23 protein-coding genes are annotated in these 24,763 nt (G+C 25.6%); 16 read left to right on the top strand and 7 right to left on the bottom strand.

From position 1 onward, the window contains the following. The 6 genes from J2S18_RS00675 to J2S18_RS00650 all read left to right on the top strand — a co-directional run bounded on the left by J2S18_RS00675 (position 1) and on the right by J2S18_RS00650 (position 7,809). Positions 1-1,662 carry an acyl-CoA dehydratase activase gene (locus J2S18_RS00675; RefSeq protein WP_307481897.1) on the top strand — a complete coding sequence of 554 codons (1,662 nt, stop codon included), beginning with the start codon at positions 1-3 and terminating at the stop codon, positions 1,660-1,662. A gap of 135 nt (positions 1,663-1,797) precedes the next feature. After that, a complete protein-coding gene (locus J2S18_RS00670; RefSeq protein ID WP_307481894.1) occupies positions 1,798-2,220 on the top strand; it encodes a MarR family winged helix-turn-helix transcriptional regulator in 423 nt (140 codons plus the stop codon). Between the two features lie 126 nt (positions 2,221-2,346). Beyond that, positions 2,347-2,700 (top strand): carboxymuconolactone decarboxylase family protein, encoded by a 354-nt coding sequence (locus J2S18_RS00665; protein WP_307481892.1) that lies wholly within the window; start codon positions 2,347-2,349, stop codon positions 2,698-2,700. A 173-nt stretch (positions 2,701-2,873) separates the two neighbouring features. Beyond that, complete coding sequence (gene lpdA / locus J2S18_RS00660; RefSeq protein ID WP_307481889.1) at positions 2,874-4,568, top strand: dihydrolipoyl dehydrogenase; 1,695 nt, start codon at positions 2,874-2,876, stop codon at positions 4,566-4,568. Then, positions 4,561-5,481, top strand: coding sequence for a lipoate--protein ligase (gene lplA / locus J2S18_RS00655; RefSeq protein ID WP_307481887.1), 921 nt, complete (start codon positions 4,561-4,563; stop codon positions 5,479-5,481). Before lpdA ends, lplA begins: the two co-directional genes overlap by 8 nt. 291 nt (positions 5,482-5,772) lie before the next feature. Further along, on the top strand, positions 5,773-7,809 hold the full coding sequence (locus J2S18_RS00650; protein WP_307481884.1) for a YgiQ family radical SAM protein: 2,037 nt from the start codon (positions 5,773-5,775) through the stop codon (positions 7,807-7,809). 62 nt (positions 7,810-7,871) lie between these two features. On the opposite strand, the gene J2S18_RS00645 is transcribed toward J2S18_RS00650, so the two are convergent. Then, positions 7,872-8,174, bottom strand: coding sequence for a hypothetical protein (locus tag J2S18_RS00645; RefSeq protein WP_307481883.1), 303 nt, complete (start codon positions 8,172-8,174; stop codon positions 7,872-7,874). A 198-nt stretch (positions 8,175-8,372) separates the two neighbouring features. On the opposite strand from J2S18_RS00645, the gene J2S18_RS00640 reads away from it, so the two are divergent. The 6 genes from J2S18_RS00640 to bioD (J2S18_RS00615) all read left to right on the top strand — a co-directional run bounded on the left by J2S18_RS00640 (position 8,373) and on the right by bioD (J2S18_RS00615) (position 13,746). Then, positions 8,373-8,825 carry a hypothetical protein gene (locus J2S18_RS00640; RefSeq protein WP_307481880.1) on the top strand — a complete coding sequence of 151 codons (453 nt, stop codon included), beginning with the start codon at positions 8,373-8,375 and terminating at the stop codon, positions 8,823-8,825. A gap of 254 nt (positions 8,826-9,079) precedes the next feature. After that, the gene (locus J2S18_RS00635; RefSeq protein WP_307481878.1) at positions 9,080-9,637 is read left to right on the top strand and encodes a biotin transporter BioY; all 558 of its coding nucleotides are present in this window, start codon (positions 9,080-9,082) and stop codon (positions 9,635-9,637) included. An 86-nt stretch (positions 9,638-9,723) separates the two neighbouring features. Beyond that, complete coding sequence (bioA, locus tag J2S18_RS00630; protein WP_307481876.1) at positions 9,724-11,073, top strand: adenosylmethionine--8-amino-7-oxononanoate transaminase; 1,350 nt, start codon at positions 9,724-9,726, stop codon at positions 11,071-11,073. 48 nt (positions 11,074-11,121) lie between these two features. Then, complete coding sequence (bioD, locus tag J2S18_RS00625; RefSeq protein WP_307481873.1) at positions 11,122-11,820, top strand: dethiobiotin synthase; 699 nt, start codon at positions 11,122-11,124, stop codon at positions 11,818-11,820. A gap of 5 nt (positions 11,821-11,825) precedes the next feature. Next, on the top strand, positions 11,826-12,788 hold the full coding sequence (gene bioB, locus J2S18_RS00620; RefSeq protein WP_307481871.1) for a biotin synthase BioB: 963 nt from the start codon (positions 11,826-11,828) through the stop codon (positions 12,786-12,788). A gap of 253 nt (positions 12,789-13,041) precedes the next feature. Continuing rightward, a complete protein-coding gene (gene bioD, locus J2S18_RS00615; RefSeq protein ID WP_307481869.1) occupies positions 13,042-13,746 on the top strand; it encodes a dethiobiotin synthase in 705 nt (234 codons plus the stop codon). A 79-nt stretch (positions 13,747-13,825) separates the two neighbouring features. Here the strand turns inward: bioD (J2S18_RS00615) and J2S18_RS00610 are convergent, their stop codons facing one another. From J2S18_RS00610 to J2S18_RS00600, 3 genes are all read right to left on the bottom strand, one after another. Continuing rightward, positions 13,826-14,089, bottom strand: coding sequence for a hypothetical protein (locus J2S18_RS00610; RefSeq protein ID WP_307481867.1), 264 nt, complete (start codon positions 14,087-14,089; stop codon positions 13,826-13,828). A 135-nt stretch (positions 14,090-14,224) separates the two neighbouring features. Beyond that, positions 14,225-14,395 (bottom strand): hypothetical protein, encoded by a 171-nt coding sequence (locus J2S18_RS00605; RefSeq protein WP_307481864.1) that lies wholly within the window; start codon positions 14,393-14,395, stop codon positions 14,225-14,227. 166 nt (positions 14,396-14,561) lie between these two features. Then, positions 14,562-15,746 carry a class I SAM-dependent methyltransferase gene (locus tag J2S18_RS00600; RefSeq protein WP_307481862.1) on the bottom strand — a complete coding sequence of 395 codons (1,185 nt, stop codon included), beginning with the start codon at positions 15,744-15,746 and terminating at the stop codon, positions 14,562-14,564. Between the two features lie 622 nt (positions 15,747-16,368). Here J2S18_RS00600 and alr point away from each other — a divergent pair. Further along, positions 16,369-17,529, top strand: a complete 1,161-nt coding sequence (gene alr / locus J2S18_RS00595) for an alanine racemase (RefSeq protein WP_307481859.1) — start codon at positions 16,369-16,371, stop codon at positions 17,527-17,529. A gap of 73 nt (positions 17,530-17,602) precedes the next feature. Beyond that, positions 17,603-19,048, top strand: coding sequence for a MocR-like pyridoxine biosynthesis transcription factor PdxR (pdxR, locus tag J2S18_RS00590; RefSeq protein WP_307481857.1), 1,446 nt, complete (start codon positions 17,603-17,605; stop codon positions 19,046-19,048). Between the two features lie 123 nt (positions 19,049-19,171). Here pdxR and J2S18_RS00585 read toward each other — a convergent pair whose 3' ends face one another. Next, positions 19,172-19,819, bottom strand: coding sequence for a PspA/IM30 family protein (locus J2S18_RS00585; protein ID WP_307481855.1), 648 nt, complete (start codon positions 19,817-19,819; stop codon positions 19,172-19,174). 83 nt (positions 19,820-19,902) lie between these two features. After that, positions 19,903-20,424 carry a hypothetical protein gene (locus J2S18_RS00580; protein WP_307481853.1) on the bottom strand — a complete coding sequence of 174 codons (522 nt, stop codon included), beginning with the start codon at positions 20,422-20,424 and terminating at the stop codon, positions 19,903-19,905. A gap of 155 nt (positions 20,425-20,579) precedes the next feature. Between J2S18_RS00580 and J2S18_RS00575 the strand changes: the two genes are divergently transcribed. Next, the gene (locus J2S18_RS00575; protein WP_307481851.1) at positions 20,580-21,269 is read left to right on the top strand and encodes a hypothetical protein; all 690 of its coding nucleotides are present in this window, start codon (positions 20,580-20,582) and stop codon (positions 21,267-21,269) included. A gap of 137 nt (positions 21,270-21,406) precedes the next feature. On the opposite strand, the gene yjeM is transcribed toward J2S18_RS00575, so the two are convergent. Beyond that, positions 21,407-22,978: a glutamate/gamma-aminobutyrate family transporter YjeM gene (gene yjeM, locus J2S18_RS00570; protein WP_307481849.1), complete on the bottom strand. Its 1,572-nt coding sequence runs from the start codon at positions 22,976-22,978 to the stop codon at positions 21,407-21,409. Positions 22,979-23,348: 370 nt separating this feature from the next. On the opposite strand from yjeM, the gene J2S18_RS00565 reads away from it, so the two are divergent. Then, entirely contained in the window at positions 23,349-24,611 is a 1,263-nt protein-coding gene (locus J2S18_RS00565; RefSeq protein ID WP_307481846.1) for an alkaline phosphatase family protein, read from the top strand. Positions 24,612-24,763 lie beyond the last annotated feature (152 nt).

The raw sequence follows: 24,763 nt of genomic DNA, 5'->3' as shown, positions 1-24,763 counted from the left end.
TTGATAGCTTGTATTTGCAAATATAGTCCATTTGCAGTGTTTGATGGATTTTCAGAAGAGGGAATAATTATAGAAAGTGAAATTGATGGGTTTAAAGATTCAGAAATTTTACTTCATCCTAATATGTGTTCCTATAGCAAAGTCTTATTAGATATTGTAGTTAAAAAGAAAATAGATAAGATTTTTTTAGTAAATTGTTGTGATTCAATAAGAAGACTTAAAGATACTTTAGAAAAAATACCTTCAATAAAATTTGTATATATGATGGATTTACCTAGAAAAAATAATTGCTGTGCAAAAGAAATTTTAAAAAATGAAATACTAAAATTTATAGATGAATATGAAAAATTTTCATTAAAAAAGTTTGATTTAGATAAATTCAATAAAAGTTTATATAAATATTTAGATTCAAATAATTTACCTGAAAATAAATATGTTTCTATACTAGGGGCAAGAGCTTCAAAGGATTTAATTCAAAAGATAGAAGATTCTTTAAGCTATCCATTAGTAAATAATACTTGCTCAAGAAATCATTACTTAACTAATATAGAAAATTTTAACAATAAAGATGAAGCAATAAGTTGGTATGCAAGTGAAATATTAAATTATACTCCTTGTATGAGAATGGAAGATGTTACAAATAGAAGGGCTTTATTAGAAGATCCTAATTTAAAAGGAATTATTTATAATACAATTAAGTTTTGTGATCATTATTCTTATGAATATATGAGTCTTCAAAGAGGCAATTTACCTATACTAAAAATAGAAACAGACCTTACAAATCAAAGTAATGGGCAAATAAAAACACGTATAGAAGCCTTTAATGAGCAATTAGGTGGAGGAAACATAAAAATGAAAGATATAAAAAATAAAGATAAAATATATGTTATGGGAATAGATAGTGGTTCAACATCTACAAATGCTGTTATATTAGATAAAGATAAAAATATATTAAGTAGTATAATAGTAAAAACTGGTGCTAAAAGTATGAATTCAGCAGTTAAAGCTTTTGATTTAGCATTAGAAGAAGCAAATCTTAAAAAAGAAGATATTTCTTTTATAGTTGGTACAGGGTATGGTAGATATAATATTCCTTTTGTAGATGAAAATATAACAGAAATAACTTGTCATGGAAAGGGAGCCCATTTTTTGAATTCTGAAGTTAGAACTATAATAGATATAGGTGGTCAAGATAGCAAAGCAATAGGAATAGATGAAAATGGAAATGTAAAAAGTTTTGTTATGAATGATAAATGTGCAGCAGGAACTGGAAGATTTTTAGAAATGATAGCTAAAACATTAGAAATTGATTTAGAACAAATGTCAGAGGAAGGACTTTCTTATAAAGAAGATTTAACAATAACAAGTGTATGTTCAGTTTTTGCAGAATCAGAAGTTGTTTCTTTAATTGCAGATAATAAAGAAAGAAAAGATATAATTCATGGAATAAATAAATCAATAGCAACAAAAACAGTTGGTCTTGTAGAGAGAGTTTCAAGAAGGGAAAAGTATATGATGACAGGTGGAGTTGCAAAAAATAAAGGTGTTATAAAAGCTTTAGAGGAAAGATTAAATAGCAAAATATTTATAGCAAAGGAGCCACAAATATGTGGAGCCCTTGGAGCTGCTATTATAGGAATTGAAAAAATATTGGAAAACTAGATTAAAATTTAGTATATTATAATTGGGAATAAATTTGATTTATTCCCAATTATAAGTTATAAATAAGTTGAATTTAATTAATTTTAGCAATATAATAGTTAATATTGTGACAAGTATAGAAAAGGAGATGAGGCTATGTTTAATATAGATGATTGCATTGGTTTTATAACGAATAAGGGAGCAAAAAAGTTGGCAGATGAATTTAATAAAAGAGTGCAAGAATACGGTATGACAAGAGTCCAGTGGATAGCCTTATTTTATATAGGAAAATCAGATGGAATTTTTCAAAAGGAACTTTCTGATCTTATGAATGTAAAAGAATCGTCAATGGTTAGATTAATTGACCGTATGGAAAAAGAAGATTTAGTTATAAGAAAGAAGCAGGCTAATGATAGAAGAGTTACAAGTATATTTTTAACCCATAAAGGAAAAGAGCTTAGAGAGAAAGTATTACCGTTAGGACAAGAGTTTCAAGATGATGCTACAAAAGAAATTTCCTCTGAAGAATTGGATAATTTTAAAAAAGTTTTAGAAAAAATGATAAAAAATATTTGTTAATAAGTTGACAATGCCACCAAATGGTGGTATTTTTATATTAAATAATACTTGCAATGCTAAGAATTAATACTGCAAGTGTTAATATTGCAAGTATTTAAATTAAAAATATTTTAGGAGGTTTTTAATATGAAAAAAGATGTAAGATCAATGTTAAACGATTTTATGGGTGGATTAAAGGATTTAGGAGAAACAAATGGTGAAAGTGTTAATGCTTTTATGAATCTTTTAGGTACAAACTATGCAGAAGGTGCTGTAAGTACTAAAACAAAAGAATTAATAAGTGTTGCTATAGCTGTTTATAACAGATGTGAATATTGTATAGTATTCCACACATATAAAGCATTAGAAGCTGGAGCAACTAGAGAAGAAATATTAGAATCAGCAATGGTATCTGTTGCCTTTGGTGGTGGACCAACTATGGCATATTCTGTTACTTTATTAAAGGATTCACTTGATGAATTTGAAAAGGATTTTAAATAAAAATAAATTTATTTAATCCAAAAAAAGTATGGTTGCTCTAAAGGTTATATGTAATTTGATTTTTTTAAGATTTTTAGGGGATTTTAAAAAATTTAAATTTAAATAACTTTTAAAGTAACCTTTTTTCATTGTAAATATTTAAAAATAGAGATTTTAAGAATAGAGGTAGACATATGGATATAAAATTAGAGACTATAAGTGGACACAGTAAAACATCAAAAATTGGAAAAATAAATGTTAAAGTAGGAGATGAAGTTAAACTTAATGATGTATTACTTCAACTTGAAACTAATAAGGGAAACAGTCCTTTTAAAGCAAAAGGTAATTTTAAGATAGAAGAAATCAAAGTTTCAGAAGGTGATGAAGTAAAGGTTAATGATATTTTATTTGTAGTAAGTGGAGATGATAAAATAGATAACAAACCTAAAGTTGATTACTTTGGAAATATGATTAAAGGTAAGAAAGAAGATATAAAGACAGACCTTTTAATTATTGGTGGAGGACCTGGCGGATATGTTGCAGCTATTTATGCAGCAAAGAAAGGTTTAAACACAGTAGTAATAGAAAAGGGAGAACTTGGAGGAACATGCTTAAATGTAGGATGTATTCCAACAAAGGCTTTAGTAAAATCTTCTGAAGTATATAAAGATGCACTTTTAGGTGAAGAGTTTGGTTTTGAAGTTGAAAATATAAAAGTTAAAATGGATAAGGTTATAGATAGAAAAGATAAAATAAAAGGAAATTTAGTTTCAGGAATTGATTATTTATTAAGTAAAAATAATGTAAGAGTAATTAAGGGAAGTGCATCATTTTTAGATGATAAAATAGTAGTTGCAAAAAAGGGAAAAGATGAATATAAAATAGAAGCTAAAAATATTATTGTTGCCACAGGTTCTAAAATTTCTAAAATAAATATTAAAGGTATAGATTTACCATTTGTATTAAATAGTACATCTGCATTAGATAATAAAAATTTACCAAAATCTATTACAATAATTGGTGGAGGAGTTATTGGAATGGAATTTGCGTTTATATATTCAAACTTTGGTGTAAAGGTAAATGTAGTTGAATATATGGATAGACTTCTTACAATGGTTGATGATGATATATCAGAAGAAATTAAAAATATAGCAAAGGATAATGGAATAAATATATATACATCTTCAAAGGTTACTAAAATTGGAGAATCAGAAAATAAAGATGCAATTGTATTTTTTGAAAATGAAGGAAAGGAAAAATATTTAATTTCAGAAAATGTTTTAGTTGCAATTGGAAGAGAACCAAATATGGATGGATTAGATATTGAAAAAACTTCTATAGAATTAAATGATAGGGGAAGAGGTATAAAGGTAGATGATACATTAAAGACTAATGTTCCTAATATTTACGCAATAGGTGATGTTAATAATAAAATGCAACTTGCACATGTTGCCTCTAATCAAGGAATTGTTGCAGTAGACAATATACTTTCAAAGGATAAGAAAATGAAATATGACTGTGTTCCTAATGTAATATTTACAGCACCAGAAATTGCATCTGTTGGATTAACAGAAAGAGAATGTATAGAAAATAAAATTAATACAAAGATAAGTAAATTCCCATTTTCAGCTAATGGTAAAGCACTTACAATGGGTGAAAGTAGAGGCTTTATAAAAATAATTAAAGATATGGACAATAATAAAATAGTAGGGGCTTCATTAATAGGTGTTGATGCATCTTCACTTATAAGTACATTAACAGTAATAATAAAAAATAATATAAAAGATGAGGATATAGTAGATACAATATTTGCCCACCCAACAACTGGTGAAGTAATTCATGAAGCAGCTCTTGGACTTTCAATTGGAGCTATACATTATCATGAATAGACTTGTTATATCAGAGGAAACTAATCCATATTATAATTTAGCATTAGAAGAGGAGCTTTTAAAAACTGTAAGAAATAATGAAACTATATTATATCTTTGGCAAAATGATAAAACTGTAGTTATAGGTAGAAATCAAAATCCATATTTAGAATGTAATATTGATTACATGAATGAAAATAATATATTTTTAGCTAGGAGAATTTCAGGTGGTGGAGCAGTATTTCATGATTTAGCCAATTTAAACTTTACATTTGTAACAAAGGAAGAAAATGTAGATTTAGAAAAACAAATGAAGGTTTTAAAATTAGCAGTAGAAGGTTTTGGGTTAAAGGTTGAATTTTCAGGGAGAAATGACCTTTTAGCAAATGGAAGAAAATTTTCAGGTCATGCCTTTTATAATGAAGATGGAAACTATTTTCATCATGGAACATTAATGGTTAATGTAAATGTTAATATATTAGGAGATGTTCTTAATCCTTCTAAATTAAAACTTAAGTCAAAAGGAATAAAATCTGTAAAGAGCAGAGTTATTAATTTAAATGAATTAAATAATGAAATTACAATTGAAAGTTTAAAAATTTCTTTAGAAAAAGCCTTTGAAAAGATATATGGGAAAATATCAGAAAAAGATATTTACAATGTTAATTTAAAAACCCCTAAATTTTATGATAAATATAAAAATCCATTATGGAACTTTGGAGAAAGCCCTAAATATGATGTTATATTAGAAGAAAAATTACCAATAGGAAATATTCAAGTAAATTTAAATATAGAAAATGGAATAGTAAAAGAAGGAAGAATACATTCAGATACATTAAAAAATATAGATTTTAAAAATATAGAAGAAAAATTAACTGGAAAAATATTTTTAAAAGATAATATTTTAAATATAATAAGAGAAGATTTAATGTAGAAAATTATTAAATTTAGCTATGGTTTAAAGTAGTGTTAATTTTAGATACTCCCTTATGCTTATTTAATTTTTTTAGAGTGGATTTTTACTATCCATTTCATAATAATAAAAGGACAAGTTATCTTGTTCTTTTATTATTTTATGCAAAAATTTATATAAAATAATAAATAAATTAAAAAAATATCTTTTTTTCTTAAATTAAAGTATTATAATAGAGAAATATGCTTTATAATATTAAATTGGACTAAAATTTGAATATAGATGTTAATAATATAGATAGAAGGTGATAATATGACAGAAAATAGATTTTTACCAATATGTAAAAAAGATATGGAAGATAGAGGTTGGGAACAATGTGACTTTATTATTGTTACAGGAGATGCCTATATAGATCATCATAGCTTTGGTACTGCAATTATTTCTAGAGTATTAGAAGATGCAGGATATAAGGTTGGTATAATTCCTCAACCAGATTGGCACAGTACAAAAGATTTTATGAAACTTGGAAAACCAAGACTTGGATTTTTAGTTAATGGTGGAAACATGGACTCTATGGTTAACCATTATACTGTAAGTAAGAGAAGAAGAGACAAAGATCTTTATACTCCAGGTGGAAAGATGGGAGCTAGACCAGATAGAGCTACTATTGTTTATTGTAATAAAATTAGGGAAGCTTATAAGCACGTTAATTTGATTATTGGAGGAATTGAAGCAAGTCTTAGAAGATTTGCTCATTATGATTACTGGGGAGACAATGTAAGAAATTCAATTCTTATAGATAGTGGAGCAGACCTTTTAGTATATGGTATGAGTGAAAGACAAATAGTTGAAGTAGCTAATTGTTTAAATGATGGATTTGAAGCTAAATACATAAGACATGTAAATGGTACTTGCTATGCAGTGGAATCCTTAGATGAAGTTTATAATGATTATATTGAAATTCCATCCTGTGAGGAAGTTTCATCTAACAAAAGAAAATATGCAGAAGCTTTTAAAATTCAATATGAAGAACAGGATCCAGTTAGAGGAAAACAAATTATTCAAAAACATGGAAATAGATATGTTGTTGTAAATAAACCAGAAATGCCATTAACTAGAGAAGAACTTGATAAAGTTTATGCCCTTCCATATGCAAAAAACTATCATCCTATATATGAAAAGGATGGAGGAATTGCAGCAATAGAGGAAGTTAAATTTTCAATAGTAAGTTCAAGAGGTTGCTTTGGTAATTGTAATTTCTGTGCTATAACATTCCATCAAGGAAGAGCAGTTCAAAGTAGAAGTGAAGAATCAATTATTAATGAAGCAGTTGAAATAACAAATCTTAAAGATTTTAAAGGATATATTCATGATGTAGGTGGTCCTACTGCAAACTTTAGAAGACCAGCATGTAAAACTCAGCTTACATTAGGTGCATGTAAACACAAACAATGTTTAACTCCAAAGCCATGTAAAAATATGATTGTAGATCATTCAGAATATTTACATTTACTTAGAAAAATAAGAAAACTTCCAAAGATTAAAAAAGTATTTGTACGTTCAGGACTTAGATATGATTATATAATGGCTGATAAAGATGATACTTTCTTTAGAGAATTAATAGAACATCATGTAAGTGGACAATTAAAGGTTGCACCAGAACATGTAGCTCCTCAAGCTTTAAAATATATGAATAAGCCAGCTGGAAAAACTTATGATAGGTTTAGAGAAAAATTCTTTAAAATAAATAAGCAACTTGGAAAAGAGCAATATTTAATTCCATATTTAATGTCAAGTCATCCAGGATGCGGATTAAAAGAAGCAGTAGAGCTTGCTGAATATTTAAGAGATACAAAGTATCAACCAGAGCAAGTTCAAGATTTCTATCCAACACCAGGAACAATGTCAACAACAATGTTTTATACAGGACTTGATCCTTTAACAATGGAAGAAGTTTATATTCCAAAAACTAGAGAAGAAAAAGCTATGCAAAGAGCACTTCTTCAATTTAAAAATCCTAAAAATTATAATTTAGTTCATAAAGCATTAGAACTTGCAGGAAGAGAAGATTTAATTGGAAATGGACCAAAATGTTTAATTCAATCAAAGGAAACTCGTTATATTGCAAGTATGCATGGTAAGAAGAAATCTTCTTCTGGATACAAAGGAAAGAAAAAAGGTTATGGAGAAAGAGACAATAAATCTTCCCATAATAAAGGTAATAAAGAAAGATATTCAAAGGATAATAATTCTAGAAATAATAAAAATTCTAGAACTGAAGATTCACCAAAATATAAAGGCAAAAAAAGTAGAGGTCCTGTAAGACTTAGAAATAAAAAGAAAAGATAAAAAATAAAAGCATACTTACCCCTAAATACAAGGGATAAGTATGCTTTTAAATATATTAATTATTAAATTGAAAAGGCATCAACAGCTTTGTTCTCATAAGGACAAACTTTTGTAGAGTGTTTAATTAAATTCTTTTTTGAAAGATAAGAACAAATTGAATCAATATACGCCGAAGGGTCATTTGAATCTATACTATTATTTAGCATTAATGTAGCTTTTAAATGGCTATAGGATACTGAATTTAACATTGCATCAATTTCATGGGAAGTAAAGTACTTACCAGGGTTTTTAGCAAGAAATAAATTAACATCATTTGCTAATGAGTATAGTATTTTATCTTGATTGTTATTTGTTGTGGTATTCATTAAAATCACTCCTTAAATTAAAATTTATTTCAATATAATATTAGTAATATGCTATAAAAATAATATTATGTAAATGTTTACTATAATATAAGTATATCAAATTTTAAAAGAAAATCAAAGTGTAATACAAAATAGATTAACAAATTGATATAATATATTTAGGGATAAATAGGGAGTGAATTTTAAGGAGGTTTTTTTATGGAAGTAATAGATTTTAATGAAATACATAAGAAAAAAATTGAGGAAAAAGCCTATGAAAACTTTGATATTATAAAAATTGAAGAGGATAGTTATTTAATAAATGATAATAATGCATTTTCAGATGAAATAGAATATGATTTCATAAAAGATAATAGATTTACAGATGAGCTTGCAAGAAAAATTAAAGAGATGAAATGTAGTGAAGGGGATTGTATTACTGTAACAATACGATACTATGAAAGTGAAGAAAATAATGTATTAGAGATGATTAATTTATCAAATGAAGATATTGTAGAACTTAATACAAATATGAGTTTAGATTATGATACAAGAAGAAAAATTGTTAATTTTATAGTGTATAATCTTGAAGAAGATGATTTAAATGTTTCTTTTTATCTTCACTATAATTTTGAATTATTACGTGATTTAGTAGAGTCTATTTCTGAATAATTTAAGATTTATATAAATATTATGAATAAAAATAAATGTTAAAATAATAGATAATATATTACTTTAGTATTTGTATAAAAGGTTTTTCTAAGTTTTTAGGAAAACCTTTTTGCTGTAGTAAATTAATTGCATTGTCAACTTTGATATAAAATTAAGTTGACAATAGAAAAACAAAAAGGTATTATTTTAATATATTTTGATTATAAAATTAAATGACAATCAAAATAAAATTTTAATTATTTGGAGGAGAAGTTATGAAGTTAAAAACTAGAGACTTAACACTTATTGCAATGTTTGCAGCACTTACAGCTATAGGAGCATTTATTAGGATTCCTATACCAATTGTACCTTTTACACTTCAATATTTCTTTTGTGCTTTAGGAGCAATAATTTTAGGGAGTAAAAAAGGCGCTTTAGCTCAAGTTTTATATGTTGGAATTGGTCTTATTGGAATTCCTGTATTTACACAAGGAGGGGGACCTCAATATATACTTAAACCTACCTTTGGATATTTGATAGGATTTATAGTTGGAGCTTTTATAATTGGAAAGATAACAGAAAAAATTAAAGAGCTAAATATATTTAAAATTTTTATAGCCTGTATTTCAGGATTAGCAGTAATTTATTTATTTGGAATTATTCATATGCTTATAATTTATAATTTTTATTTAGGAGAAGGAATGAGTCTTTGGACTGCTGTTAGTGTTGGAATCATTGCTTGCCTCCCAAGTGATTTATTATTAAGTTTTATAATTTCTATAGTTTCTGTAAGAGTTGTACCACAATTAAGAAAATTAGGTTATGTAAATTAAATTTTATAATTTTAGTTTATATAAATTATAAATTAACACTTAATTAAAAGATCATCAAAGTAAAATATTATAAAGGAAGTAAAAGGATGAATTTAGTTGATAAAGATTTAAAATATATTTGGCATCCATGTTCTCAGATGAAAGATTATGAAACTTTAAAACCAATAGTAATCGAAAGAGGAGAAGGAGTTTACTTATATGATATAAATGGCAAGAAGTATTTAGATGCAATAAGTTCATGGTGGTGTAATCTTTTTGGTCATTCTAATAAGAGAATTAATAAGGCTATAAGTAACCAAATTAATAAAATTGAACATGTTATATTTGCTAATTTTTCCAATATACCAGCTATTGAACTTTCAGAGAGATTAGTAAAGATTACTCCTTATAGGTTAGAAAAAGTATTTTTTGCAGATAGTGGTTCATCGGCAGTTGAAGTTGCACTTAAAATGAGCTTTCATTATCATCAGCAAAGGGGAAATGTTAAAAAGAAAAGATTTGTAGCAATAACAGATGCCTATCATGGAGAAACTTTAGGTGCGTTATCAATGGGGGATTTAGATATATACAGCAAGGTTTATAAACCTATAATGTTAGATACAATTAGAGTTAATGGTCCAGATTGTTTTAGATGTAAATTTAATAAAGAAAGAAACAATTGTAATGCAGAATGTTTTATAGATATGGAAAATACATTAAAGGATAAAAATGAACAAATTTCAGCAGTTATAATTGAACCTATTGTTCAAGGGGCTGCTGGAATGAAAATTTATTCTCCTGTATATTTGAAAAAATTAAGGGAAGTTTGTGATATTTATAATATAAATTTAATTGCAGATGAAATTGCTGTAGGCTATGGACGAACTGGCAAAATGTTTGCCTGTGAGAATGCAAATATTAGTCCAGATATTATGTGTATATCAAAGGGGCTTACAGCTGGATATTTACCAATGGCTATAGTTATGACATCTAAAAAAATATATGATGAGTTTTATGGAGATTACAATGAAAATAAAGCTTTTCTTCATTCACATACTTATTCAGGAAATGCTTTAGGATGTTCTGTTGCTCTTGAAGTATTGAAAATTTTTGAAGAAGAAAATACTTTAGAAACTGTTAATGAAAAAGGGAAATTTTTAAATGAATTATTAGTTAAAGAATTAAAAGATCATCCTTTAGTTGGAGAAATAAGAAATATTGGAATGATAAATGCAATAGAACTTGTTAAGGATAAGGAAACAAAAGAAGGATTCCATAGCAAATTAAGAGTTGGATATGAAATATTTAAAATAGCTTTAAGTAAGGGTGTATTATTAAGACCTCTTGGGAATGTTATATATTTTAATCCACCTTATGTAATAAGGAAAGAAGAGATGATAGAAATGGTAAGAGTATGTAAAGAAAGCCTTAATTTGTGGTGGGAAAATAAAAATTAATTTAGAAGTTTAAAAGGTAATTTAAAATTAAAGATTGAAGGTGGAAAAATGGGAGAAGGTATATTTATAACAGGAACAGATACAGAAGTAGGGAAAACCTTTGTATCTTCATTATTAGTTAGAGGACTTAGAAATTCAAAAATTAATGCTGGATATTTTAAGGGAGTATTAAGTGGAGGGATTAAAGAGAAGGATAGAGTAATTCCAGGTGATGCCAAGGAAGTTTGTGAAATTTCAGGGTTAGATGAAAAGTATGAAAATATGGTATCTTACTCATTAAAAAATACTTATTCACCACATTTAGCAGCCAATGTTGAAAATATTGATATAAATATAAATAAAATTATTAAAGATTATAAAAATATGAAAGAAAAATACGAATTCTTAGTTGTAGAGGGTAGTGGGGGAATAGTTTGTCCAATAAAAATAAATGAAGGTGAAACTATTTTATTAGAAGATATTATAAAAGCTTTAGGATTATCAACTATATTAGTTACTAGAGCTGGTCTTGGAACAATAAATCATACGACACTAACAGTAAGGTATCTAAAAAGTGTTGGAATAGAGGTTAAAGGGATAATTATAAATGGGTTTAATAAAAATGATTTAATGCATAGAGATAATAAAGATATTATAGAAAAATTAACAGGAATAAAAAATATAGCAACTATTTCTAAAATGAAAAAGGGTAAAATTTTAGATGAAGAGGTAATGGATTTAATTAAAGTAATATCTATTAAGGAGTAAAATATATGAGTTTTTGTAGTGATTTAAAATTAAAAGTTTTAAGTGGGTATAAAGTAAAAAAAGAAGAAGGAATAAAATTATATTCAGCATCTTCTGAAGAATTATATAAATGTGCAGATGAAATAAGGAAATTTTTTTGTGGGAATAAAGTAGATTTTTGTTCTATTATTAATGGAAAAAGTGGAAAGTGTAGTGAAGATTGTAAATATTGTGCTCAATCCATACACTTTAAAACAGGAGTAAAGGAATATGAATTACTTTCTTATGAAAAGATAAAAAATGCAGCAATGGAAAATGAAAGATTTTCTGTTGATAGATTTTCTATAGTTACCTCAGGTAAAGGATTAAAAGGTGAAAGTTTTGAAAAAATAGTAGACTATTATAAAAAACTAAGAAAAGAATGTAATATTAAACTTTGTGCATCCCATGGAATATTAAATAAAGAATCTTTATTAAAGCTTAAAAAAGCTGGAGTAACAAGATACCATCATAACATAGAAACATCAAGAAATTATTATGAAAATATATGCACAACCCATAGTTTTCAAGATAGAATAGATACAATAAAATATGCCAAAGATATAGGACTTGAAGTATGTTCAGGAGGGATAATTGGTCTTGGAGAAAATTTAGAAGATAGAATAGATATGGCAATTGAACTTAGAGATTTAAATATACTATCAATTCCAATTAATGTACTTATGCCAATTAAAGGTACACCTTTTGAGAATAATAAAGCCTTAAAAGAAGAGGAAATATTAAAAACAATAGCAATCTTTAGATTTATTAATCCTAAAAGTAATATATGGCTTGCAGCAGGAAGAAATCTTTTGGAAGATTGCGGTAAAAAAGCTTTTATGTCAGGAGCAAACGCTACTATAACAGGCAATTTACTTACTACCTGTGGTAACAATATATCAGATGATAGGAATATGATTAAAAGTTTAGATTTAAAGGTTAAAGAATAAACTTTTTATTAGAATTTATGAGAAATATATTATAAATTTGTAACTATGTGTAAAATAATAATAATATTATGGAAATTTTATTAAAATGATGATAAAATATTTTAAAAGGTAAAATAGGGAATTAATTTTGTAAAATATTAAAATTATAAAGAAAATTAGTAGTATAGAAGTTTTAGTTTTAATATTTTAAGAGAGGCATAAAAATAAAATATTGTGGGCTTAACTAAAAATAGTAGTACGGAAGGTGAAGGTAGTGAGAAGTGGTGTATTCATAACAGGAACAGACACTGAAGTAGGAAAAACATTTATCTCTTCATTATTAGTTAAAGGATTAAGAGATTATGGAGTTGATGCTGGCTATTTTAAAAGTGTATTAAGTGGTGGATTCTATGAAAATGGGAAGTTAGTACCAAAGGATGCAAAAGAGGTTTGTGAGATATCAGGCTTAAAGGAAGATTATGAAAATATGGTTTCATATGTATTAAAAAACCCATATTCTCCACATTTAGCAGCACATGTAGAAGATGTAGACATAAATATTGAAAAAATAATTAACGATTACAGAAATATGATGGATAAGTATGAGTTTTTAATTGTAGAAGGAAGTGGAGGAGTTTTTTGTCCTATAAAGATAGAGGGGGATGAAATACTTTTTTCAGATGATGTTATAAAAAACTTAGGTTTATCAACTATATTAGTTACAAGGGCAGGGATTGGAACATTAAATCATACTGCTTTAACAGTTGAGCATTTAAGAGATATAGGTGTAGACATTAGAGGAATTATTATAAATGGATATAATGAAAATGATATTATGCATAGGAGCAATAAAGAAGTAATAGAAAAACTAACTGGCATAAAAAACATATGTACAGTTCCAGATATGGATAAATCAAATATAAATGATGGCGTTATGATGAATCTTGTAAGCGTATTAAATAAAGCAAGCTTGCAATAAAAATATAGTTTTATAAAAGTAACATAAAATGAGTGCTATAAGTAAGATTAAAAATTACTTATAGCACTTATTTTATTTATTAACTATTTAATATTGTATTTAAATCATCAATTAAAATTTTTAAATCATAGGCATCTTTAGGTATTAGTATTCTATATTTGCCTTTTTCTTTTCCTTCATATTTTGATTTCATTCCAGCAAAGTAATTTTTTATTTCTTGAGATTTAGTTTCACCTAATTCCTTTTCTTTTTCTAAAGTAATTTTATGAAAGGTAGTTGAAGATTTTTCACCATCTTTACCCTCTTGCTTTTCTATTTTTATGTAATCTTTTATATTTTTCATAATTATCACCTCTATTATATTTTATCACTTAAAATTTAACTTATGGTAAAAATTTATATTATTTTACCATAAATTAATAGTATGTATTTATGATAAATTAATATTACATAAATAGAGATTAATAATAAAAATATTTTATTTATTATGTGATAATTTAGAACGTTTAGTATATTTTTTGCCATTACTGTGGCTTCCAAGTTTTATACCATTTTCTATTCCAATTTCTGATCCTTGTTCAGAATACATTTTTCTAAGTTCTGCATTTGATTTTGGGTGATCCTTTAATCTGTTTTTATTATTATCCATTTAAAAATCCTCCTATATAAAAATAATATAGAATTAGTTTTAACTAAATAATAAAAAATTATTTAGTTAAAAATTATATTTCAAAAAATTCCTTTAAAATGTAACTTTAAACTTTTAAGTTTAAGAAAAAAGGATGATAACTAAAAATTAGTTATCATCCTTTAAATTAATCTTCGTATAAATATTTTCTAGTTAATGGAAGATCATTGTTTATGCCCTTTGAATATAATGTTTGATGTATATCTATAGTCCAATAATGGAAAGCAGCAGCACAAGAGCATAAGTATATATGCCACATTCTTAAAAATCTTTCGTCAAACATTTCTCTTTCTTCAGCAATATGTTCTTCAAAGTTTTTAACCCATTCTTGTAATGTTCTCATATAGTGAAGTCTTAAACTTTCTACATCAATAACGTGGAAGTTATGATCAGCAGAAATAGAAATTTCTTCTCTTAAAGTAGGTAAGTATCCACCTGGGAATATATAAGTAGTAATCCACTTATTACCCTCAGTTTCAACTAAATTTGTAATATTGTGAAGTAGGAATAATCCACCTTCCTTTAAAACAGCATCTACATTATCATAAAATAAAGGAATATTTGTATGACCTACATGTTCAACCATACCAACACTTACAACTCTATCAAAGGTTAAGCCAGATTTTTTTAAGTCTCTATAATCCATTAATTTTACAGTAACTAAATCTTCTAAACCTTCTTCTTTAATTCTTTCATTTGCTTTTGCAAACTGCTCTTCACTTAAAGTTATTCCCATAGCTTTAACTTTATAAAGTTTAGCAGCTTCAATAATTAGGTAACCCCATCCACATCCAATATCAAGAAGAGATTGACCTTCCTTTAAATTTAATTTCTTTAAAATATGTTTTATTTTATTCATTTGAGCATCATAAAGGGTATCATCTTCATGCTCAAAATATCCGCAAGAATAACTCATAGTTTTATCTAACCAAAGGCTATAAAAGTCATTTCCTATGTCATAATGATGAGCTATATCTTTTTTTGATTTTAAAAGTGAAGGAGCTTTAATTTTTCCAGCAAGTTTTAATAATGTACTATGATTTAAGAAACTATCTTTATTTCTCATCATACTTTCAAATATTTCTTGTGGATCTCCTTCAAAATCTATGTATCCATCCATGTAAGCTTCGCCTAAAGCCATACTTGCATCAGAAAGCAATTCTTTTTTACTTGGGAATTTATTTATTATTATAGTAAATTTAGAATCTCCTTCTCCAAATTTAACTATTTCGCCATCCCATAATTTTAAATTGAAAGTTTCATCAGATAAATGTTTACCGAATGCTTTAACTATACTTTTATTCATTTCCATATTTTACACCTCATTTATTTAACGGTTCTCCTAGATTATAGCTATTATTAATTTGTTATTTAATTCTTAAAATTATTCGTATAATGATGTTTTATGAAATGTAATATAAATATTTCATAAAATACTAGTAATATCTTAAGAATTCTAATGATTACTAAATTTTTAACAATATTTGAATGAGATGAACCTAAGTATTATAAAGGCTTTACAGGGTTTATGATTTTATTGTTCAAAAAAAATATATATAATAACTTTCAATGAAGTTTATGTTATATTGTTTAAGAATTTTAAAAAAAGTTCATATGTAATTGGTTTAAATTTCAATTGTTAAATAAATAATAAATAAATATGATAATCGGTTAACAAATTTATAGACAGTATAGTTATTTAATATATAAGTAGTAAATAAAATGTAAAACTAACAACAAATTAAGTAGTTCTAAAGGATTATTTAAAATTAATACTAATATAAAATATAATTTATTATTAAAAAAGTAATGATAAAAATAAATATTTAATTATGATAAACCACTATAGATTAAAATTTACTTCTTAGTGGTCCTTTATTTATAATTAAAAAAACTTATAATAAATATTAGGATTAAGGTTTGAGGTGATATTAATGAAAGAACTTATAAGGCCAGTATGGGCTGAAATAGATTTAGATGCACTAGCATATAATATGAGAAATATTAAAAAAATAGTTAAAGAAAAAGAAGTAATAGGAGTAGTAAAGGCAGACGCCTATGGACATGGAGCAGTAGAAGTATCAAAAGTATTAATAGAAAATGGAGCTTCAAGACTTGCAGTTGCAGTTATAACAGAGGCAGTAGAACTTAGAAAAAATGATATTAAAGCGCCAATTATGATATTAGGATATACTCCTTTAGAATTTGGAGAAATATTAATAAATAATGATATAGAACAGACTGTATATGATTTAGAATATGCAAAAAAATTATCAGATACAGCTTTAAATATAGGTAAAAAAGCAAAGATTCATATTGCATTAGACACTGGTATGGGTAGAATTGGATTTTTACCTAATGAAGATAGTTTAAAGGAAGTTTTAGAAATTGCTTCATTAAAAGGTATAGAAATTGTAGGAATATTTACCCATTTTTCTACAGCAGATGAAGAAGATAAAGAGTATACTTATGAACAATTTTCTAAAATAAAAAAATTTAATAATATGCTTTTAGAAAAGGGAGTAGATATACCACTAAAGCATGCATCAAATAGTGGAGCTATTATAGATTTACCTGAAACTTATTTAGATTGTGTAAGAGCTGGAATAATATTATATGGATATTATCCATCTGATGAAGTTAAAAAGGAAAGTCTTCCTTTAAAGCCAGTTTTAACATTAAAAACTAAAATTGTTCATGTTAAAAATTTAGATAAGGATATGTATATAAGTTATGGAAGAACTTTTAAAACAGAAAGAGATAGTATAATTGCAACTATTCCAATAGGTTATGCAGATGGCTATTCAAGACTTTTAAGTGGAAAAGCTAAAGTTATTATAAATGGAAAGTTTGCAAAGGTTGTAGGAAGAATATGCATGGACCAATGTATGATTGATGTTACAGATATTGGAGATGTGAAAGTAGGAGACGAGGTTATTTTACTTGGAGAAGATAATAATTTAAAGTTTAATGCAGATGATATGGCTGAAATTATAGGAACTATAAATTACGATATTCTTTGTATGATAAAGCATAGAATACCTAGAGTATATATTAAAGATAATAAAATATTTAAAATAATAAATTATATTTAAAATAAAATCAAGTTAAAAATAATTATTTAAGATATAATAAAGGAAGACAAAATTAGAAAAGAAGGTGATTTTTTTGATTTTTTCCTCCTTTAAAATAAATGAAGAAGAAAAAATACATGTTCAGATAGAAAATCATATTAAAGAAAATATAGAAAATGGAATACTTCAAAAGGGAAGTAAGCTTCCATCCACTAGAGAAGTAAGTAAATTTCTTTCAATAAGTAGAAATTCAGTTATTACTGCTTACGAAGTACTAGAAAGTGAAGGAATTATTAAAAGTTTAAAAGGTAAAGGAACTTTTGTTGCAGTTGAAAAGAAAAGTAATAAAGGTGATTTAAATATAAATTGGGAAGATATGATAACTGATTATGGAAGAATATGTGAAAATTTAGATATAGTAAAGAATGAATTACCTTGGAAGAAGGGAATGATTTCTTTTAAAAGTATTGCACCTGATGAAAGCCTTTTTGATTTAGAAGAATTTAAGAGAGCTTTTTTAAGTGTATTTTCATTAGAGGGAGATAAACTTTTAAATTATGGATATGCTAAGGGTTATAAACCACTAATTGAATATTTAAAAGGCTATATGAAGAAAAAAGGTGTAAATACAGAAAAAAAAGATATTTTAATTACAAATGGTTTTACAGAAGGTTTTGATATTTTAATAAGTTCTCTTACAAATAAAGGAGACACAATAATTTGTGAAGAGCCAACTCATAATACAACTTTAAAAATTATGAAAGCAAATGGAATTAATATAAAATCTGTAGAAATGGATAAAGATGGAATAAATATTGAACTTTTAGAAAAGGCATTAAAAGAGGAAAAGCCAAAGCTTGTTTATTTGATTCCTTCTTATCATAATCCAACTGGGATAGTTATGAAAGGTGAAAAAAGACAGAAGGTATATAATCTTTGTGAAAAATATAAAGTACCAATATTAGAAGATGGCTTTAATGAAGAACTTTTATATTCTAGTTCTCATGTAGCACCAATAGCTTCTCTTTGTGCTAATGGTAATGGAGTAGTTTATATAGGTAGCTTTTCAAAAATACTTTTTCCAGGTATAAGAATTGGATGGATTTTTGGAGATGAAAAATTAATATCTAAATTAGAAAGTGTAAAAAGGGCAAGAAATATACATTCTTCATTTTTAGATCAAGCAATTTTCTATAAATATATGGAGAGTGGAGCCTTTACAAGATATATGAAAAAAATAAGAAAACATTATAAAGAAAAGTATAACTTTACTCTTCTTCAAGTAAAAAAATATATTCCATATGAATATATTTTAGGAGAGGGAGGATTACATATATTTATAAAGTTAAAGGGGGTTAAAGGAAGAGATGTCCTAGAAGAATGTTATAAAAGAGGGGTAGTATTTATGCCAGGAGATATTTTTTATAATGAGTCTGATGGTTCAGAGAGAATAAGAATTGGATTTTCTAGGGTAAGTGAAGAGGATATAGAAAAAGGAATAAAAATAATTGGAGATGTTGTTTCTAAATTAACTAAATAAAAACTTATTATAACCATTAATTTAACCAAAACTAACTAGAAATAATATTTTCAAAAAACTTTATTACATTAAATTAAAAAAAGGGACTTTTCATTTTGAAAAGTCCTCTTTAAATTCTAAATATTATTTATTTCTATATTTTTCTAATTCTTCATCTAAATTAGTTTTTTCAAGTTCTTTAAATTCATCATCTAAAGAAGGAGTTTTTAAATCTCCTAAACCTTCAGCATAGCTTTCTTCTTTACTAATTTTTCTTTCAATATCATCTAAATTAATTGAATTTTTCTTAGTTTGAACATTTGCCATTATTTCATTAACTTGTTTAGTTGCATTTGCAGTATTAAGTCTAGCAGAAGCTTCATCCCTATAACTTCTTGTTTTATCTATTTCTTCTTGAAGTTTAATTAAGTTTTCTTTTAAAGTTTTTGCTTTAATGCTTAACTCTTCATAAGCTTTCTTTAAAGTTTCATACTTGTTATCTGCATCAAGTTTTAACTTAAGAGCTTTTTTAGCAAGTTCTTCATTTCCTTTGCTCATGGCAAGTCTTACTTTTTCATCATATTCATTAGATAATTCTTTAGTTTTATCCATTTCCTTTTGCGTATCTTTTAAATTACCAAAGATTTGAGCTGAAGATATTTTAGCTTTATTTAAGCTTTCCTCCATATCCCTTATCTTTTGATCTAATAATTCTATTGGATTTTCCATATCATCTAAAGCTGCATTTGTTTTTGCCTTAACCATATTTGATATTCTATTAAATATACCCATAATAAATAAGCCTCCTTTTTTTCTTATAATTATAATACCTAATTTAATTAAAATAATATTTATAATATATAATTCATAAATTATTAATTAAAGAAGAAATAATATATAGCTATTAATATAACAGCAATAATGCAAATTATTACTATTGCCTTAAATATAAAGCCCATTCCCATTGAATGTCCAAATAAAGAAAAGCCTGGAATAATGCTGTGTCTTCTTCCTCCATAATTATAATCATCAGTATACTGTTTAGAATTATTATTTGAATTACTATTATTTTGCTGATTGTTAGTTTTATTATCATTTTTGTTTGTAGAACCATTATTATTGTATTTATCTGATGTTTTGAACTTTGAATTTACTTTATCCTTTGAGTTATTAGAATTTTTGGGATTACTATATTTATCAGAAGTATTAAATCTTGAATTCCATTTGCTACTTGAGGAACTACTTGGACTTTTACTTTGACTATAACTTGAACTATTATAGCTTGATGAACTTTTAAATCCAACTGCATAAACTGGTATAACTGAAGATAAAAGGTTCGTTAAAAATATAGTAAGTATAATAAGAAATTTAATAATAGATTTTTTCTTATTTTTCATTAATATTAAAGCTCCTTCCTAAATATAGTCCTATATTTAATTTACTATAAAAAATATACAATTTTAAAAACAAATCATTAACAATTTGTATTATTTTATTAAATTAATATTTATTTAGCTAAAAAAGTATTAAAATTAATAAGAGGTGAAAATTAATGAACATATATAAAGCTAAAGATCTTATACAAAAAGAAAAAGATTATTGGGTTGAAGATTATACTAATTTAACATTTTCTATAAATGATATAATGGAGTTTGAAGAAGGAACAGATATTAAAACAAGATACTTTGTAAAAAATATAAAAGTTCTTGATAAATATATGGAAATTCTTGATAAGGGTGAAAGCATATTAAATAAAAAGAAAAAAGTATTATTTTTTACTGTAAATGATGCTGATTCTAATGAGATAAACAAGGCTATTAATGAATTTATGGATTATAAAAATAATTATAAAGATATATTAGATAAACTTAAATGTTGTTCTAAATGTGAATGCTTAAAATGTTTAAGAGATTGTAAGTTTCATAGCTGCTTATCCTGTGGGAAAACTGGAAGGGTAACTGAATGTGATAAAGAAAAATATAATATAACAATGTTTAAGGATTTTTATACTGAATTATATAATTCAGAAACTAATTCAAATGATAGAGTAAAGGTTCTTTGTCAAGTAGATATACTTTCAGAAGAAACTTCCTTTAGAGTTATTGAATCTTCTGGAGATTTCTTAATACTTACATATACAAATAGTATAGATGGTAAGGATAACTACGGTGCAGTGAAGGATAAAGAAATATTTAATTTTATAGCTGATTTATATGAAAGAAATACTGAAAATTTAGTATAAAAAAGTCAAAATAATAAACTTTTAAGAAGTAAAACAATTTTTTTATTGTAATACTTTTATTAGTTTATTATTTTGACTTTTTATTAATGTTAGATTTTAAAATAAATATTTACGTAAAATAGTATTTGTTAAATATTTTATATATTATCATTTAGAACAGAGAGTGTTTCTTCTTCACTATCTGTAACTTTAGCTTTATTTTTTTCAAAATTCTTATAAAGTAAATAAGCAATTACTCCAAATAGTAGAGGTCCACCACCTACCCAAAGGCTCTTTTGAACATTACCCTCTAAAGCTGGTTCTATAATTGAAAATATATTAGTAAATGTAACAACTACAAAACATATAACTCCAACTATTAGTCCCTTTTTCTTAGAGAAGAATTGATATTCTTTTACTATACTATCATTTTTCTTAAACTTTATATATGAGTAGATTATAAAAGAAAGAGGAACAGTTCCTGATACGAAAGTCATAAGAGTCATTTTATTAAATATAGCAGATACACTTCCACCACCAAAACCTAAAAGTAATATAAAAAATACAATTATACAAGTTTGAAGAATTATTGCATTTTGAGGCATACCATGTTTATTATCTTTTAAAAGTTTATTAGGTAAAATTCCTTTTGGAAGACCTTCAAACATATGCTTTATTGGAGTATAAATTCTAAGTGGAACAGAAGTTAATGCAATAAGAGATAAAATTTTCATAAGTCTATTTACCCATTGTCCAAGTAAAATAGAATCAGCATTATTCAATCCTAGTATTACACCTAATCTATAAAATTCTTGTTGGTATATATATACTGAAAAGTTAGCTAAGTTTACTTTATCAGATCCAAAAGTATCATTCCAATTACAAACCATACCAAGTATTAAAACTCCTAATATATAAAGAATTGTAATTACAATAGTTGATAGAATAATTGCTTTAGGAACATTTGTTTTTGCATTTTCAACTTTATCAACTAAACCGCCACTATTTTCCATTCCTGCAAAGGTGAATATAGAAAAGACTAAAAATGCAAGAGCTGGTAAGAAACTAGAATAACTAGGGTTTGGCCCGTAGAAATAAGAGCTAACATTTGAAAAATCAAAGCCTTGTGCAAAGTGACATCCTTGAAGAACAAATATTACTAAACCGCCACCTAAAATAAGTATATGTGATAGAATTACTGTTATCATTGATATATTAGAAAGAAAAGTTAATTTTTTTAATCCTTTTGTAGCAATAAAAGCAACAATTATCATATAAAGAGCACCAACTAAGGCTAATGTTTCAGGAGAGTTAAATCCTAAGAAGTGCCAATCTGAAGTGGTATCAACACCATAAACTGCAACTGATAGAGAGATACATATTGTTGAAGCACCAAACCATAGTATAACAAAACCGCCATACCAAATAAATGTACCTATAAGTGCAAATTTTTCATTTACACTTTCACGCATCCAAGAAAATATTCCGCCAGATTTATCTTTAAAAGCAGAACTCATCTCTGCAACTATAAATGAATAGGGAATAAAAAAGAATACTGCAGCTATTAAGAAATAAGTAATTGAAGCATAGCCCATTTGATAATAAACTTGAAGGCTATTACCAAGACCATATACAGTTAAAAATATCATTGAAACGAAACTCCAAAAAGAAATGGAATATTCTGTTTCCTCTTTAGTTTTTTCTAAATTTTTTTCTTTAGTTTTGCTCATGTCTTCGCATCTTTGATTTTAAGATAAGTTAAAAGTTATGATTAATCAAAAATGCTACCTCCTCCCAAATGTGTATATTTATACATTTTTACAATCTAAACATGTTTTTTCATGAAATACAAATGTTTTTATCACTTAAATTAATCTAATTCTACTCCATATTTTTTAATAAAAAATATATAAAATATAGATAAAGTATAAACTTTCCATTTTTATTTGTATAAAAAATGTATAATTAAACCTAAATATTGTAAATCTTAAATTTTGTATCAAGAAATTATTTCCATAAAATTTCCGTCATTAAATTGATTAAAAAATTTTCATATGATATTATTGAAAACAAAAGTCAGTAATAGAAAGGGTGTTTTTTTTGATAAATAAAAATTCTATTAAAGAAGTTGAAAGTAGTAGTTATGGAGAACTTAGAGTTCCTCTTTATGATAGTTATTGCTTTTCAAATATATTAGGTACAATAAAGAGTTTATTTAATATAGATACAATAAATTCATTACCAATAGATGTTCTTGGAAAGAAAAATATTTCTTCAAATAAAGTAGTATTTTTTTTAATAGATGCTTTTGGATGGAGTTTTTATGAAAAGTATAAACAATACTCAAAGTTTTTATTAGATATAGAGAAGGAAGGTGTTGTTTCAAAGTTAACATCTCAATTTCCTTCTACAACAACTGCCCATGTAACAACTGCCCTATCAGGAATTCCTGTTTATGAGCATGGTCTTTATGAATGGTTTTATTATGAAAAAGAGGCAGACGATATAATAACAGCATTCCTTTTTAAAGAAGCTAGAAATAATAAAAATCAAAGTTTAAAGGATAGAAATATAAATCCAAAAAGTTTTCTTCCAGATAGTATATTTAAAGAATTTAATAAATTTAAAATAAAAAGTACTGTTTATCAGCCTTCATATATAAATAATGGTGAATATACAAAAACTATGTGTGAAGGAGCCCGATTAAAAGGATATGAAAAATATGATGACCTATTTAGTAATTTAGCTAAAGATTTATATAAAAATAATAATAAAGAATATTATTATGTATATTTACCTGAAATAGATTCTGTGGCTCATGAGTTTGGGTGGAAATCAAAAGAATTTAATGATGAATTAATTAAGTTACTAAATTCTTTTGATAACTTTTATGAAAATATTAAAAAGGTTAATGATATTTCAATAATAATATCAGCAGATCATGGTCAAATAGAAACAGATTTAAATAATAAAAATTATTTAAATGAAATTTTACCAGAAATAAAAAATTATCTTAAGAAAAATAAAAATGGTGATTTTATGTCACCAGGAGGTTATTGTAGAGACTTATTTTTAATGGTTGAAGATAAGTATTTAGATAAGGCAAAAAATATAATTAAAGAAAAATTAAAAGATTCAGTTTATATTTTTACTTATGATGAATTAATAAATATAGGATTTTTTAAGGAAGATAGTAAAAGATTAAAGGATCGATGTGGAAATCTTATTATTATTCCAAAAGGAAATGATAATATTTGGTGGTATGAAAAGAATGTATTTGAAGTATTTCTTAAAGGAGTTCATGGAGGTTTAAGTCCTTTTGAAATGGAAATACCATTTTTATATTATAGAAAAGAAAAGTAATACAAAAAGAATAGGTAGCAATCTAACTAAGTTGTTGCCTATTATTTTTTTGTATAGGAATTGCTATTTTTTAGTACAATTTATTTGTTAACTTTTAGTTCATAAAGTTAACCAATTGACAATAAATATGGATTATGTAAAAATAAATATAT

Origin of the sequence: Eubacterium multiforme, from assembly GCF_030813415.1 — a bacterium.
In the GTDB taxonomy this organism is placed as follows: Bacteria; Bacillota; Clostridia; order Clostridiales; family Clostridiaceae; genus Clostridium; species Clostridium multiforme.
The sequence above is the reverse complement of the archived record's forward strand: the minus strand, read 5'-3'. Positions and strand labels throughout refer to the sequence as shown.

What these genes read in the sequence shown, in the direction of transcription:
- J2S18_RS00575 (WP_307481851.1), top strand. Translation starts at nt 20,580, where the DNA reads ATGAACATATATAAAGCTAAAGATCTTATACAAAAAGAAAAAGATTAT.
- J2S18_RS00585 (WP_307481855.1), bottom strand. Translation starts at nt 19,819, where the DNA reads ATGGGTATATTTAATAGAATATCAAATATGGTTAAGGCAAAAACAAAT.
- J2S18_RS00605 (WP_307481864.1), bottom strand. Translation starts at nt 14,395, where the DNA reads ATGGATAATAATAAAAACAGATTAAAGGATCACCCAAAATCAAATGCA.
- J2S18_RS00665 (WP_307481892.1), top strand. Translation starts at nt 2,347, where the DNA reads ATGAAAAAAGATGTAAGATCAATGTTAAACGATTTTATGGGTGGATTA.
- J2S18_RS00670 (WP_307481894.1), top strand. Translation starts at nt 1,798, where the DNA reads ATGTTTAATATAGATGATTGCATTGGTTTTATAACGAATAAGGGAGCA.
- J2S18_RS00600 (WP_307481862.1), bottom strand. Translation starts at nt 15,746, where the DNA reads ATGGAAATGAATAAAAGTATAGTTAAAGCATTCGGTAAACATTTATCT.
- J2S18_RS00640 (WP_307481880.1), top strand. Translation starts at nt 8,373, where the DNA reads ATGGAAGTAATAGATTTTAATGAAATACATAAGAAAAAAATTGAGGAA.
- bioA (WP_307481876.1), top strand. Translation starts at nt 9,724, where the DNA reads ATGAATTTAGTTGATAAAGATTTAAAATATATTTGGCATCCATGTTCT.
- yjeM (WP_307481849.1), bottom strand. Translation starts at nt 22,978, where the DNA reads ATGAGCAAAACTAAAGAAAAAAATTTAGAAAAAACTAAAGAGGAAACA.
- bioB (WP_307481871.1), top strand. Translation starts at nt 11,826, where the DNA reads ATGAGTTTTTGTAGTGATTTAAAATTAAAAGTTTTAAGTGGGTATAAA.
- J2S18_RS00645 (WP_307481883.1), bottom strand. Translation starts at nt 8,174, where the DNA reads ATGAATACCACAACAAATAACAATCAAGATAAAATACTATACTCATTA.
- lpdA (WP_307481889.1), top strand. Translation starts at nt 2,874, where the DNA reads ATGGATATAAAATTAGAGACTATAAGTGGACACAGTAAAACATCAAAA.
- alr (WP_307481859.1), top strand. Translation starts at nt 16,369, where the DNA reads ATGAAAGAACTTATAAGGCCAGTATGGGCTGAAATAGATTTAGATGCA.
- J2S18_RS00650 (WP_307481884.1), top strand. Translation starts at nt 5,773, where the DNA reads ATGACAGAAAATAGATTTTTACCAATATGTAAAAAAGATATGGAAGAT.
- J2S18_RS00580 (WP_307481853.1), bottom strand. Translation starts at nt 20,424, where the DNA reads ATGAAAAATAAGAAAAAATCTATTATTAAATTTCTTATTATACTTACT.
- J2S18_RS00635 (WP_307481878.1), top strand. Translation starts at nt 9,080, where the DNA reads ATGAAGTTAAAAACTAGAGACTTAACACTTATTGCAATGTTTGCAGCA.
- bioD (WP_307481873.1), top strand. Translation starts at nt 11,122, where the DNA reads ATGGGAGAAGGTATATTTATAACAGGAACAGATACAGAAGTAGGGAAA.
- J2S18_RS00610 (WP_307481867.1), bottom strand. Translation starts at nt 14,089, where the DNA reads ATGAAAAATATAAAAGATTACATAAAAATAGAAAAGCAAGAGGGTAAA.
- lplA (WP_307481887.1), top strand. Translation starts at nt 4,561, where the DNA reads ATGAATAGACTTGTTATATCAGAGGAAACTAATCCATATTATAATTTA.